This window comes from Actinomadura roseirufa (assembly GCF_900659635.1).
Taxonomy (GTDB): Bacteria; Actinomycetota; Actinomycetes; order Streptosporangiales; family Streptosporangiaceae; genus Spirillospora; species Spirillospora roseirufa.
Genome location: NZ_CAACVB010000063.1, coordinates 1 through 12,314 on the forward strand (window position 1 = coordinate 1; position 12,314 = coordinate 12,314).

The window sequence follows — 12,314 nt, forward strand, 5'->3', positions numbered from 1 at the left end:
CACCGCCCCGGCCGGGCGGCACGCCGCGCCCGCGCCCGCCGGCGCCCCGGCCGAGCAGCTCGCCCTGCGCGGCCGGACCGAGAAGATGTCGCGCATCCGGCAGACGATCGCCCGGCGCATGGTGGAGTCGCTCCAGGTCTCCGCGCAGCTCACCACCGTGGTCGAGGTGGACATCACCAAGATCGCCCGGCTGCGGGACCGCGCCAAGGCCGACTTCCAGTCCCGCGAGGGCGTGAAGCTGTCCTTCCTGCCGTTCTTCGCGCTGGCGACCATCGAGGCGCTCAAGGCGCACCCGAAGGTCAACGCCGTCATCGACAGCGAGAGCAACGAGGTCACCTACCACGACGTCGAGAACCTCGGCATCGCGGTGGACGTGCCCGAGCGGGGCCTGATGGTCCCGGTCGTGCACAACGCCGGCCAGCTGAACCTGGGCGGCCTCGCCCAGCGCATCGCCGACCTCGCCGAGCGCACCCGCACCAACAAGGTGAGCCCGGACGAGCTGTCCGGCGGCACGTTCACGCTGACCAACACCGGCAGCCGCGGCGCGCTGTTCGACACCCCGATCCTCAACCAGCCGCAGGTCGGCATGCTCGGCACCGGCGCCGTCGTCAAGCGCCCCGCCGTCATCGACGACCCCGAGCTGGGCGAGGTCATCGCCGTCCGGTCCATGGTCTACCTGGCCCTGACCTACGACCACCGCCTGATCGACGGCGCCGACGCCGCGCGCTTCCTCGGCACGATCAAGCACCGCCTGGAGGAGGGCAACTTCGAGGCCGACCTCGGTCTCTGACCCGCCGGCACGGCCCCGCGACCCCGCCGCCCGTCCCCGGGCGGCGGGGCTTCGCGCTCCGGGGAAACCCGGGACGCCGCGCGAGAGCGGGCGAACCGGGGCCCTCCCCGCCTAGGCTGTGGGCATGAGGGTGACCGTGACGGGATCGACGGGCCTCATCGGCTCCGCGCTCGTGAAATCGCTGCGCGCGGACGGGCACGACGTCGTCCGCCTGGTCCGCCGGGAGCCGGCCGCCTCCGACGAGGCGCGCTGGTCGCCCGCCGACGGCTGCGTCGAGGTCGCCGCCGTCGACGGCGCCGACGCCGTGGTGCACCTGGCGGGCGCCGGAGTGGGCGACCGGCCCTGGACGAAGTCCTACAAGCGGCGCATCAGGGAGAGCCGGCTCAGCGGCACCCGGACGCTCTCCGAGGCGATCGCCGCGGCCCCGCGGCGCCCGCCGGTGCTGGTGTGCGGGTCGGCGATCGGCTTCTACGGCGACACCGGCGACGACGAGGTCGACGAGAAGGCCGCGATGGGCCGCGGGTTCCTCGCCGAGCTCGTCCGCGACTGGGAGGCCGCCGCGCGGTCCGCGCGGGAGGCCGGCGTCCGGGTCGTCCACCCGCGGACGGGCGTGGTCCTGGCGCGCGGCGGCGGGATCCTCGGCCGCACGCTGCCGCTGTTCCGGCTCGGACTCGGCGGCAGGCTCGGCGACGGCCGGCAGTGGACGAGCTGGATCTCGCTGCCCGACCAGATCGCCGCGCTGCGCTTCCTCATCGACGGCGCCCTGGACGGCCCCGTCAACCTCACCGCGCCCTCCCCCGTGACCAACGAGGACCTCACCCGGGCCCTCGGCGCCGCCCTGCGCCGCCCGACGCCGCTCACCGTCCCGCGGTTCGCGCTGCGGACGGCGCTGCTCGGGTTCGCCGACGAGGGGCCCCTGGTCAGCCAGCGCGTCCTGCCGCGGCGGCTGGAGGAGGCCGGGTTCCGGTTCGCGCACCCCGAGCTGACCGCGGCCCTCGAAGCCGTCCTGTGAGCCCCAAGAAACCACAAAGTCCGCCGCGTTCCCGATCGGTGGCCATACGGTGACAATGAGACATCCTGGCCCCGGAGGAGGGTGATTTGAGCACCGACGGACAGCCGCACATCCTCGCCATCGGCGGTGGCACGTTCGTTCCCGACGGCCGCGAGGGACTCGACCCGAGCCCCCTGCTGCGCTACGCGCTCGACCTGACCGGCCAGGACCGGCCGCGGATCTGCTTCCTCGCCACGGCGGTGGGCGACAACGACCGGAACGTCGCGCGCCTGTACGAGGGGTTCGCCAAGCTGGACGCCGAGGTGAGCCACCTCGCCCTGTTCCCCATGCCGAACATGCCCGACATGCGGACCCACCTGCTCACCCAGGATCTCATCTACGTCTCCGGCGGGAGCGTCGCCAACCTCCTGGCCCTGTGGCGCCTCCACGGCCTCGACGAGATCATGCGCGAGGCCTGGCGGGAGGGCGTCGTCCTGTCCGGGCAGAGCGCGGGCGCGCTGTGCTGGCACGTGGGCGGCAACACCGACTCCTACGGCCCGCAGCTCAGGCCGCTCACCGACGGCCTGGGGCTGCTGCCGTACTCGTGCGGCGTGCACTACGACAGCGACCCCCAGCGCAGGCCGCTGCTCCAGCAGCTCGTCGGCGAGGGCACCCTCCCGGGCGGCTACGCGGCCGACGAGGCCGTGGGCCTGCACTACGTCGGAACCGAGTTCGTCCAAGCGGTCTCCTACCGGCAGGAGGCCGGCGCCTACCGCGTCGAACCCGACGGGCCCGGCACCGCCAAGGAGTCCCGCCTCGATCCCAGGCTCCTCGCGGCCCTGTAGACCACCCGGCCGCCGCCTAGACCACTCGGCGCGCCGTCGCGGCACGCATGGGCGCCGTCGCGGCGCACCGAGCGGTGCGGGGGCCGCCGCGTCCGGACTCGCGCGGGGCCGTGGGCAGTGCGACTCCGCCCGTGTGGAGGGGAGACGACCGGCCCGGTCCGGCTCACCGCCGCTCGGCCCGTGCCATGCGCTCCCGGCGAGCCCGGGGGCGTCCACGGCACGGCCGTCGCGCCGCCCCGGACGCGAGGCCGCCGCACGCAGGCCGGCGGCCGCCCTGTCAGCGGCCACGGGCGGGACATAAGCTTGCGGTCGTGAGCGAAGTAGACGTACGTGAGGCGCCCCGGACCACCGCCGACCAGGCCGGGGCGTCCCCGCCGGGCCTTGGCGGCGCGCGGCTGGTGGTCGTGCACGCCGGGTTCGGCGCCGCCGCCGTCCCCTACGAGGACGGCCTCGACCTGCAGCGGCGCACCCACGCGCTGCGCGCCGACGACCACGTCCACGACACCGTCCTGCTGCTGGAGCACCAGCCGGTGTACACCGCGGGCAAGCGCACCGAGCCGCTCGACCGGCCGCTCGGCGATCCGGGCGCCCCCGTGGTCGACGTGGACCGCGGCGGCAAGATCACCTGGCATGGGCCGGGGCAGCTCACCGGCTACCCCATCGTCCGGCTGCCCGACCCGGTCGACGTGATCGGCTACGTCCGGCTGCTCGAGCGGATGATGATGGGCGTCTGCGCCGAGTTCGGCCTGGAGACCGTCACCGTCGAGGGCCGCAGCGGCCTGTGGGTGCGCGGCACCCCCGACCGCAAGGTCGGCTCCATCGGGATCCGCGTGTCGCGGGGCGTGACCATGCACGGCTTCCAGCTCAACTGCGACAACGACATGTCGTGGTTCGACCGGATCGTCGCGTGCGGGATCCGGGACGCGGGCTCCACCAGCCTCAGCGCCGAGCTCGGCCGCCAGGTCACGGTCGCCGAGGTCACCCCCGTCGTCGAACGCCACCTCGGCGAGGTCCTGGGCGCCGCGGAGACGCTGCACCGCACCACCGCCCAGCTCCTCGCCTGAGTCACCCGTCCGACGACGTCCCACCCGTCCCGGGCCGCGCGTAGGCCGGCCCGGAACCGGGGCGCGGGCCGGTGCGCCCGCCCCCGGTTCCGGGGCACGGGAACCGCACCGGTCCGCGCGGACGGCGGCGCGCGGCGCTCAGTTCCCCGGCGCCATGACCTTGAAGATCGCCTGTCCCTCGGTGGCCGCCGCCGTGAAAAAGGCCGTCAGGGCCTCGTAGACGGGCCTGAGGTCGCGCTCGCGGGCGTCATCGTCGAGGCCCGCGGCGTCCTGCACGCCCGCCTTCACCATCGCCGCCGGGTCGTACCGGTCGATGAGGCTGCCGAACGGCGTCGAGGCGAGATGGTCGGCGGCGACCTTCACCCGCTCCGGCGCCAGGTAGATGACGTCCATGCCGAGCTCGTCCGCGCCGTCCTCGGTCAGCAGCCGGCCGCCGCACACCGCGTCGGCCTCCGGGTGCCGGCCCTCCCACGGGTCGCCGGTGACGAGATAGTGCATGATCTGCCAGGCCCCGCCCAGCTCGAACACCCCGGCCCCGCCCCGGCTGCGCCAGTCGGGCCGGCCGAAGAGGTGGTGGGCGGTCCGGCCGGGATCCGGCTCTCCCTCCAGCACCGGTGGCACCCTGAGGTACGACATTGCCAGACCCACTGCGGCCCTCCTGCTGACGCTGTTGCGTGACGACAGGGAGTCACCCTAGAGAGATCCACTGGCGGCAACGGCGGAAACACGCGAATCGGCAAGGCGAAAGCGGTTCTCGTCACGCATTCGATATCGCTCCGAGACGCCTTCGAGCCCGCCGGGCGGCCGGTGTGCCGCCACCGCCGTCCGGCACGTACCCTGAAACGGTGACGACGGTGACACCTGAGGGGCGCAAGCTCCTGCGCATCGAGGCCCGCAACAGCCAGACCCCGATCGAGCGCAAGCCCGAGTGGATCAAAACGCGGCTGAAGATGGGCCCGCAGTACAAGGAGCTCGTCGGACTGGTGAAGTCCGAGGGGCTGCACACGGTGTGCCAGGAGGCCGGCTGCCCCAACATCTTCGAATGCTGGGAGGACCGCGAGGCCACCTTCCTCATCGGGGGCGACCAGTGCACCCGCCGGTGCGACTTCTGCCAGATCGACACCGGCAAGCCCGCCGCGCTCGACCGGGACGAGCCGCGCCGCGTCGCCGAGTCCGTCGCCACCATGGGCCTGAAGTACGCGACGGTCACCGGGGTCGCGCGCGACGACCTCGAGGACGGCGGCGCCTGGCTGTACGCCGAGACCGTCCGGCAGATCCACGCGGCCGTCCCCGGCTGCGGCGTCGAGCTGCTGATCCCCGACTTCAACGCCGACGCCGGCCAGCTGGCCGAGGTGTTCTCGTCCCGCCCCGAGGTGCTGGCCCACAACCTGGAGACCGTGCCGCGGATCTTCCGGCGGATCCGGCCCGGCTTCCGCTACGAGCGGTCCCTGGAGGTCATCACCAGCGCCCGCGCGGACGGCCTGGTCACCAAGTCCAACCTGATCCTCGGCATGGGCGAGACCCGCGAGGAGGTCTCCGAGGCGCTGCGCGACCTGCACGCGGCGGGCTGCGAGCTCATCACGATCACCCAGTACCTGCGGCCGAGCAAGCGGCACCACCCGGTGGAGCGGTGGGTCAAGCCCGAGGAGTTCGTCGAGCTGGCCGCCGAGGCGGAGGAGATCGGCTTCGCGGGCGTCATGTCGGGGCCGCTGGTGCGCTCCAGCTACCGCGCCGGGCGCCTCTACAAGCAGGCGATCGAGGCCCGGGAGGCGTGAGCCCGGCCGTCCCCGGGAGCGCCGCCCGGACGCCCCGAGGGGCCGCCGCCGCGGCGGCTCCCCGGGTCGGGGGCGCGTCCCGGCGCGACTATCCTTGATTTCATGTCGAAACAGCCCACGGACGGGGCCCAGGAGCGTCCGGGCCGCCTCAAGCAGATCCGCATGGTCGCCCAGGTGCTCCGGCAGGCCGACCCGAAGGCCCTCCCGATCGTCGCCGCCGCCGCGATCGGCACCCTGGTCGTCGTCATCCTCATCGGGCTGCTCATCGGCCAGCTGTGGTTCTTCATCCCGCTCGGCGTCCTCGCCGCGCTCGCCGTCGGCATGATCGTCTTCGGTCAGCTCGCGCAGCGCGCCCAGTACCGGGTCATCGCCGGGCAGCCCGGCGCCGCCGCCGCGATCCTGAAGAACATGCGCGGCGGCTGGACCGTCACCGAGGCGGTCAGCGGCAACCGCAACCTGGACATGGTGCACCGCGCCGTCGGCCGTCCGGGCGTGGTGCTGGTCTCGGAGGGGCCGCGCAACCGGGTCGGCCCGCTGCTCGGCGCCGAGAAGAAGCGGATCTCCCGCGCCGCCCAGCAGGTCCCGATCTACGACGTGCAGGTCGGCGACGACGAGGGCCAGGTCTCCGTCGACAAGCTGCAGCGGCACCTGATGAAGCTGCCCCGCAACCTCACCAAGGCCCAGGTGTCGGAGCTGAACGACCGCCTCCAGGCGCTGCCCCGCTCCATGCAGATGCCGAAGGGCCCGATGCCGAAGGGCGCGAAGATGCCCAAGGGCCCCAAGCCGAAGATGCGCTGAGAGGGCGCCCCCCGGGGCGCCCTTCCGGTCTACAGGTTGACGACCGCCGTGTTGGACGCGCGGTCGTGCATGCCCCGGTAGTCACGGTCCCACAGCAGCGCCGGGACGACCACGAGCAGCAGCAGCGTCCGGGCCAGCGCCCACGCCAGGCCCACGGGCCGCCCGTCCAGCCGCACGACCCGCAGGCCGCACAGCCGCTTGCCGAGCGTCGTTCCCGCCAGCGCGATCAGCAGCCACGCCTGGATCCCGAAGATGACGAGCGTCCACAGGCTGCGCTGCGCCGAGGACCAGTCGAAGGCGCGCGCCAGCAGGCTCGCCACCAGCATCGACAGCCCCCAGTCGACGAACAGGGCCACGAGCCGGCGGCCGTACCCCGCGATGGCGCCGCGCCCGCTCCGCGGAAACCCGAACCGCTCCCCCGGCCGTCCGAGGTCGGCCCCGGCCGCACGCGCCCCGCCGAGCCACGTCTGCGTCCACCGCGGACCGGCGGACTGCCCCTTGCCACTGCTCATGGCCCCACGCTATCCGGTCCCCCGGTGGGCTCCGCCGCGGCCCGACCCCTGCGCATGTGAGCTGTAACACAGCCGAAACACCCGGGACACGGCCGGGAAACGGTGCCCTCCTAGCGTGCGAAGATCCGAGGAGCGCCCCCAGAGGAGGCCGGATGTTCAGCAGCGCCGAAGAGGTCCTGGGCTACATCAGGGACGAGGAAGTCCGATTCGTCGACTGCCGGTTCGTGGACCTGCCGGGCAAGATGCAGCACTTCACGTTCCCCGTGGAGAACTTCGGTGAGGGCGTCTTCACCGACGGCCTGATGTTCGACGGCTCCTCCGTCCGGGGCTTCCAGGAGATCCACGAGTCGGACATGCTCCTGCTTCCCGACCCGGCCACCGCGGTCCTCGACCCGTTCCGGCAGCACAAGACCCTGATCCTGAACTTCTTCGTCCACGACCCGCTGACCGGCGAGCCCTACAGCCGCGACCCCCGCAACGTCGCCAAGAAGGCGCAGGACTACCTGCGCGGCACCGGCATCGCCGACACCGCCTACTGCGGGCCCGAGGCCGAGTTCTACATCTTCGACGACGTCCGCTTCGAGACCAAGCCGAACGCCGGCTACTACTTCCTCGACTCCATCGAGGGCGCGTGGAACACGGGCCGCGAGGAGCCCGGCGGCAACCTCGGCGCGAAGCCCCCCTACAAGGGCGGCTACTTCCCCGTCCCGCCGATGGACCACTACACCGACCTGCGCTCGGAGATGGTCTCCCAGCTCATCTCCTCCGGCATCGCCGTCGAGATGCAGCACCACGAGGTCGGCACCGCGGGCCAGGCGGAGATCGACTTCCGCTTCGACACCCTGCTGAAGACCGCCGACAACCTGATGCTCTACAAGTACATCGTCAAGAGCGTCGCCCGCGCCGCCGGCAAGAGCGTCACCTTCATGCCCAAGCCGATCTTCGGCGACAACGGCTCCGGCATGCACGTCCACCAGTCCCTCTGGAAGGACGGCTCGCCGCTGTTCTACGACGAGGTCGGCTACGCGGGCCTGTCCGACAGCGCCCGCTATTACATCGGCGGCCTGCTCCGGCACGCCCCGTCCCTGCTGGCCTTCACGAACCCGACGGTGAACTCCTACCACCGTCTCGTCCCGGGCTTCGAGGCCCCGGTGAACCTGGTCTACTCCCAGCGCAACCGGTCCGCCTGCATCCGCGTCCCGATCACCGGCTCGAACCCCAAGGCCAAGCGCATCGAGTTCCGCGTGCCCGACCCGTCCTGCAACCCCTACCTGGCCTTCTCCGCCATGCTGATGGCCGGGCTGGACGGCATCAAGAACAAGATCGAGCCCGCCGAGCCGATCGACAAGGACCTCTACGAACTCCCGCCCGAGGAGGCCCGCGCCATCCCGCAGGTCCCCGGCTCCCTCCCCGCGGTCCTGGCCTCCCTGGAGGCCGACCACGACTACCTCCTCGAAGGCGGCGTCTTCACCCCGGACCTCATCGAGACCTACATCGCGATGAAGAACGAGTTCGAGATCGACCCCATCCGCCTCCGCCCCCACCCCCACGAGTTCGAGCTGTACTACGACATCTAGACCATGCTTATTTGGGCGGGAAACCCAACCGCCCGAACGGCCCTGTTCTCCCGCGAGAGAGAACAGGGCCGTTCCTGCATGCAGAGCCCTCGTAGGGACGATGAGGACAGGAGGCGGAGTACCTCGTTGGCGTCGGCCATCTGGTCGGTGCGAACCCTCGTAGGGATGAGGTGGACGCGACACCCAAGCAGGTCGCCGGGTGCACCTGTGAGTCGCGAACCCTCGCAGGGTTGACGAGGACCCCAGGGTAATGCCGCAGGTGGTCCACAGCTTGAGGCCGTTGCTGCGGGTCGATTCTTCAACGACCCTCCGGTCGTGCAGAAGACCCGGGGGTCCCAATGAAGACGTCCACTAGGGCGACGGCGTCCTCAGGACGTGGTAGCCGGCTGCCGGGACCTCGGGCACGCCTTTGACCCGAGGTCCCGGTGTCAGGGGGCGGCGGCCCCAGCGCCCTGCGCAGGACTCTCGGGGCCGCGGTGTTCACGGGGCGAGTTCCTCGCCGATGGCCTTGGCGGCCGCTGGCGCGTCCGGGCCGAGGTAGGGGCCACGCCCGTCCGGCCCGTACCAGGCGTACGCGCCCTGCTCGGAGTCCCACAGGACGTACAGGGCACCCTCACCACGGCACAGCAGGTAGAGGATCCGCGACCCGCTGGGACGGATCGCCGCGATGTGCGGAAAGCGCCGCTGAACCAGTGCGGCCAGCTCGTCAAGGCGCTCGTAGGCGTCGCTCATGTCGCCACCCGCTCGGCCGCGTTCCGCCACGACTCGTCCACCCATGGCGGGACGAACACCTCGCGCGCTTCACCACGCGGCGTCCGGCACCGCCACCACCCGCCGCCGAGATCGAAGAGCATCCTACGGATGTCACGAGTCTGCGGGTCGACGAGAAAGAAGACGCTACCGACGCCCTCGACATCGAGACGCCGGACCGGTGAAGCGGACGCGGAGGGCTCTGCCGCCTTACCCGTCCCCCCGCGCCCACGCTCGAACTCACTCACCGGCGCCGCTCCCGGACGTCACCGCACGAAGCGTCGTCGCGACCGCCAGGGCCGCGTCGACGATGTGGTTCGCCTCGGCGATCGGCTCGCCCCAACTCGTCCAGAACCACAACCGGCCGCCGTCGTCCCCGCGCGGCATGCACGTGACCGTGTCCGCAAGCCGCGGCACGTCGTCACAGCACCCCGACGCCTCCGGGTTGATCACAATCAGCTTGCGCCGCTGAAAAGTCGTCTCCAGCCCGTAGGCGTGAAGGCGGGACATCAGCGCACCGAGCCGCGCGTAAGCGTCCGGGTGCTCGGGCTCCGGACGCTCGTCGGACTGCCGCGCCGTGGTCTTCATGGCGTCTCCTGCGATGCACAGTAGCGATTCGGTCACCTTCAGTGAAGCTGTGGCGGCTGCCGCACCGACAGAGGAAGACTGGCAAGGGCTGGAAAGACGGTGAGGGCATGTCTTCCCCCTCAGGCGAGAGGTGCATCGCAGTGTCCACCGCCGACGATCAGACGAACAGGAAAACGATCGGCGCACGCCTGCGCAGGCTGCGCGAGGAACCACGAGACCGCCATGGACGCGCGAGGTACTCGCGAGAGAAGTGGGCGTTGATGCTGCGGTCCGCCGCCGGCCCATGTGCTGCGGAACTCCCGGCGGTTACGAGCCTTAGCAAGATGGTCCAGCAGTGGGAGCGCGGCGACCACATCCCTGGTGTGATCTACCGTCCGCTGTACGCCCGCGTTACCGGCCTGCCTGAGCTGGAGCTGTTCGGCGCTCCGCTGCCTCCCGGCCCCCGGTCCCGTCCCGACCCCGGATATGCGCGTCTGCGGCGGGGCGTGGACGAGACGCTGACCATCGGGGCGATGCCACCGGCGGCGTTGGACGATTGGGAATCGTCCGTCCTCCGGCATGCCGAGGCCACACGAGACCGGCCCGCCATCGCGTTGATGCACGATCTGGCGGCCGACCTGGCCGAGCTGAGTCACGCGCTGAAGCGCCAGCGTTCGGCGGGCACGGTGGTGCACCTGACACGGACGGTGGCGCAGATGGCGGGTCTGATGTGCCTGACGCTGATCAAGCTGGACGACCGGACCGCGTTCCGGCAGTGGGCTCGGACCGCGCGCATCGCGGCGGCCGAGGCACGAGATTCGGACACCCATGCCTGGGTGCTGGCGCAAGAGGCGTACGGGCACTACTACGCCTCCGACTTCACCGAGGCCATAGCTCTGGCCGAGATGTCTCAGCAGGTGAACAGCCGATGGTCGGGGCCGTCCTGGCAGCGGCACTGGAGGCCCGTGCTCAAGCGGCTCTCGGGCCGGCGCGGGCCGAGGAGACCCGCGCAGCCCTCCGGCGCGCTGAGAGTCTGCTCGACCAGCTAGGTCCGGCAAAGGTGAACACGTCCGCATTCGGCTACAACGAGGCCCAACTTCGCTTCCACGAAGGCAGCGCCCTGACGCACCTGGGAGACACGGACAGGGCGTGGGACGCCCAGCAGTGCGCCCTCGCCCTGTACCCCTCCAGCGACTTCATGGACAGGACTCTGACCCGCCTGGATCGCACCTTGTGCCTCCTCCGTGATGGTGACAGCACAGGCGCATTGGAGGTCGCGACGGATGCGCTCGCGGCACTGGACGACCAGCAGCGGCAAGGCATCATTGACCTTCGCGGCCATGAAGTCCTGGACGCACTCCCACCGCGTCAGCAGGCCCTCGCTTCCGCTCGGCAGCTTCGCGAACTCCTGACCGCTACCCCCGAGGGAGACGCCCCGTGAACGTGACCGTGACCGTGACCGCAGCCGACTCCGAGCACATCGACGCCATCGTCACCCTGCTGGAAGAGATGGACCGGTTCTACGGAGCCACCGAGTTCGAACCCCTCGGTGTTCGCCGCCGCCAGGTCGAACAGGCCCTGTTCTCCGACCCGCCGGCCGCATACGCGCTCCTGGCCTGGGATGCCGGTCAGCTCGTGGGCATCGCCTCGTACTCGTTCCTGTGGCCCGCCGTCGGCCTGACCCGGTCGTTGTACCTCAAGGAGCTGTACGTCGCTGAGAGCCGATGGCGGAGTGGCATCGGGACGGAACTCATGCGAGCCCTACTCGACGTCGCCACCGAGCACGAGTGCAGCCGAGTCGAGTGGACGACCGACAGAGAGAATGACAGCGCCCAGCAGTTCTACCGTGACCTCGGCCTGGCGCAACACCCGAAGCTGTTCTACCGAGCCGATCACACCGCCATCACGTCGGCACTCGCCTGAGCAGGCGATGCACCGGCCCGCCTCCGCTTCCGAGCGGGGCCCAGTCTCGTTTAGTGAGCGCCGCAGCAAGTAGCTCGGAGCGCCAGAGAGCTTACCGGCGGCGGGCTCTCGTCACCTCAGTTCCGCCGGACGTTCAGCAAACCCCGGAAACGCCCCGAAGTGGCCAGCTGGCAAATGTACAGGTCAGAAGCGTGATCACTAGTTCGCCGCAGATCATAGACCGCCAGCGTAGAGTTCGAGCCGTACGACGACATCTAGGCCATGCTTCAGCGGATGGGGAAACCCGACCGGACGGACGGCCCTGTTCTCCCGCGAGAGAGAACAGGGCCGTTCCTGCATCTCAGAGCCCCCGTAGGGGCGATGAGGACTCGACCATGCCGGGCTCGCGGCAGGCTTGACGGGAGTGGCGTTGCGAACCCTCGTAGGGGCGATGAGGACGGCCTCCTACGTGATGGAGGTCGAGTGATCTACACGTTGCGAACCCTCGTAGGGGCGATGAGGACCCCAGGGTAAAGCCGCAGGTGGTCCGCGGCTCGGGGCTGGCGCTGCTGGTCGATTCTTCAGCGACCCTCCGGTTGTGCACCAGACCCGGGGGTCCCGCTAAAACGAGGACCGACGGGACGCAGTATTGCAGCGATTCATCGGCCCTGCGCGCTGCTGGTCATCACTGGCATGGGGTCCGGACGCGCCACCCCTGGTGAAGACGTCCACCGAGGCGACCC

Annotated in this window: 15 protein-coding genes; 10 read left to right on the forward strand and 5 right to left on the reverse strand. The window is 71.0% G+C overall.

Annotation, left to right across the window (positions count from 1 at the left end; translation table 11 throughout):
- From sucB to lipB, 4 genes are all read left to right on the forward strand, one after another.
- Positions 1-790, forward strand: a 790-nt coding sequence (sucB, locus tag E1291_RS16115; protein WP_131738623.1) for a 2-oxoglutarate dehydrogenase, E2 component, dihydrolipoamide succinyltransferase, incomplete at its 5' end; no start/stop codon positions are given.
- 124 nt (positions 791-914) lie between these two features.
- Entirely contained in the window at positions 915-1,802 is an 888-nt protein-coding gene (locus tag E1291_RS16120) for a TIGR01777 family oxidoreductase (RefSeq protein ID WP_131738624.1), read from the forward strand.
- 86 nt (positions 1,803-1,888) lie between these two features.
- Positions 1,889-2,626, forward strand: a complete 738-nt coding sequence (locus E1291_RS16125; RefSeq protein WP_131738625.1) for a Type 1 glutamine amidotransferase-like domain-containing protein — start codon at positions 1,889-1,891, stop codon at positions 2,624-2,626.
- A gap of 395 nt (positions 2,627-3,021) precedes the next feature.
- Complete coding sequence (lipB, locus tag E1291_RS16130; protein ID WP_131738655.1) at positions 3,022-3,690, forward strand: lipoyl(octanoyl) transferase LipB; 669 nt, start codon at positions 3,022-3,024, stop codon at positions 3,688-3,690.
- 138 nt (positions 3,691-3,828) lie between these two features.
- Here lipB and E1291_RS16135 read toward each other — a convergent pair whose 3' ends face one another.
- Positions 3,829-4,302: a DUF1877 family protein gene (locus E1291_RS16135; RefSeq protein ID WP_242614192.1), complete on the reverse strand. Its 474-nt coding sequence runs from the start codon at positions 4,300-4,302 to the stop codon at positions 3,829-3,831.
- A 233-nt stretch (positions 4,303-4,535) separates the two neighbouring features.
- Between E1291_RS16135 and lipA the strand changes: the two genes are divergently transcribed.
- Both lipA and E1291_RS16145 read left to right on the forward strand, forming a co-directional pair.
- Positions 4,536-5,465: a lipoyl synthase gene (gene lipA / locus E1291_RS16140; RefSeq protein ID WP_131738627.1), complete on the forward strand. Its 930-nt coding sequence runs from the start codon at positions 4,536-4,538 to the stop codon at positions 5,463-5,465.
- Positions 5,466-5,567: 102 nt separating this feature from the next.
- Positions 5,568-6,263, forward strand: coding sequence for a DUF4191 domain-containing protein (locus E1291_RS16145; protein WP_131738628.1), 696 nt, complete (start codon positions 5,568-5,570; stop codon positions 6,261-6,263).
- Positions 6,264-6,292: 29 nt separating this feature from the next.
- Here E1291_RS16145 and E1291_RS16150 read toward each other — a convergent pair whose 3' ends face one another.
- Positions 6,293-6,775 (reverse strand): RDD family protein, encoded by a 483-nt coding sequence (locus E1291_RS16150; RefSeq protein WP_131738629.1) that lies wholly within the window; start codon positions 6,773-6,775, stop codon positions 6,293-6,295.
- 152 nt (positions 6,776-6,927) lie between these two features.
- Between E1291_RS16150 and glnA the strand changes: the two genes are divergently transcribed.
- A complete protein-coding gene (glnA, locus tag E1291_RS16155; protein WP_131738630.1) occupies positions 6,928-8,352 on the forward strand; it encodes a type I glutamate--ammonia ligase in 1,425 nt (474 codons plus the stop codon).
- A 480-nt stretch (positions 8,353-8,832) separates the two neighbouring features.
- On the opposite strand, the gene E1291_RS16160 is transcribed toward glnA, so the two are convergent.
- From E1291_RS16160 to E1291_RS16165, 3 genes are all read right to left on the reverse strand, one after another.
- On the reverse strand, positions 8,833-9,084 hold the full coding sequence (locus E1291_RS16160; RefSeq protein WP_131738631.1) for a hypothetical protein: 252 nt from the start codon (positions 9,082-9,084) through the stop codon (positions 8,833-8,835).
- Positions 9,081-9,206, reverse strand: a complete 126-nt coding sequence (locus E1291_RS44635; protein WP_278045263.1) for a hypothetical protein — start codon at positions 9,204-9,206, stop codon at positions 9,081-9,083. The genes E1291_RS16160 and E1291_RS44635 overlap by 4 nt, the downstream gene beginning before the upstream one ends.
- A gap of 136 nt (positions 9,207-9,342) precedes the next feature.
- The gene (locus tag E1291_RS16165; RefSeq protein ID WP_131738632.1) at positions 9,343-9,690 is read right to left on the reverse strand and encodes a hypothetical protein; all 348 of its coding nucleotides are present in this window, start codon (positions 9,688-9,690) and stop codon (positions 9,343-9,345) included.
- A gap of 323 nt (positions 9,691-10,013) precedes the next feature.
- Here E1291_RS16165 and E1291_RS16170 point away from each other — a divergent pair, with 323 nt between their 5' ends.
- Genes E1291_RS16170 through E1291_RS16180 form a run of 3 tightly spaced genes read left to right on the forward strand, consistent with a single transcriptional unit; the run spans position 10,014 to position 11,592 of the window.
- Positions 10,014-10,718, forward strand: coding sequence for a hypothetical protein (locus tag E1291_RS16170; protein ID WP_131738633.1), 705 nt, complete (start codon positions 10,014-10,016; stop codon positions 10,716-10,718).
- 11 nt (positions 10,719-10,729) lie between these two features.
- On the forward strand, positions 10,730-11,110 hold the full coding sequence (locus tag E1291_RS16175; RefSeq protein ID WP_131738634.1) for a hypothetical protein: 381 nt from the start codon (positions 10,730-10,732) through the stop codon (positions 11,108-11,110).
- The gene (locus tag E1291_RS16180; protein ID WP_207400760.1) at positions 11,107-11,592 is read left to right on the forward strand and encodes a GNAT family N-acetyltransferase; all 486 of its coding nucleotides are present in this window, start codon (positions 11,107-11,109) and stop codon (positions 11,590-11,592) included. Before E1291_RS16175 ends, E1291_RS16180 begins: the two co-directional genes overlap by 4 nt.
- Positions 11,593-12,314 lie beyond the last annotated feature (722 nt).

What these genes read in the sequence shown, in the direction of transcription:
- E1291_RS16165 (WP_131738632.1), bottom strand. Translation starts at nt 9,690, where the DNA reads ATGAAGACCACGGCGCGGCAGTCCGACGAGCGTCCGGAGCCCGAGCAC.
- E1291_RS16170 (WP_131738633.1), top strand. Translation starts at nt 10,014, where the DNA reads ATGGTCCAGCAGTGGGAGCGCGGCGACCACATCCCTGGTGTGATCTAC.
- E1291_RS16145 (WP_131738628.1), top strand. Translation starts at nt 5,568, where the DNA reads ATGTCGAAACAGCCCACGGACGGGGCCCAGGAGCGTCCGGGCCGCCTC.
- glnA (WP_131738630.1), top strand. Translation starts at nt 6,928, where the DNA reads ATGTTCAGCAGCGCCGAAGAGGTCCTGGGCTACATCAGGGACGAGGAA.
- E1291_RS16150 (WP_131738629.1), bottom strand. Translation starts at nt 6,775, where the DNA reads ATGAGCAGTGGCAAGGGGCAGTCCGCCGGTCCGCGGTGGACGCAGACG.
- E1291_RS16120 (WP_131738624.1), top strand. Translation starts at nt 915, where the DNA reads ATGAGGGTGACCGTGACGGGATCGACGGGCCTCATCGGCTCCGCGCTC.
- E1291_RS16160 (WP_131738631.1), bottom strand. Translation starts at nt 9,084, where the DNA reads ATGAGCGACGCCTACGAGCGCCTTGACGAGCTGGCCGCACTGGTTCAG.
- E1291_RS44635 (WP_278045263.1), bottom strand. Translation starts at nt 9,206, where the DNA reads ATGCTCTTCGATCTCGGCGGCGGGTGGTGGCGGTGCCGGACGCCGCGT.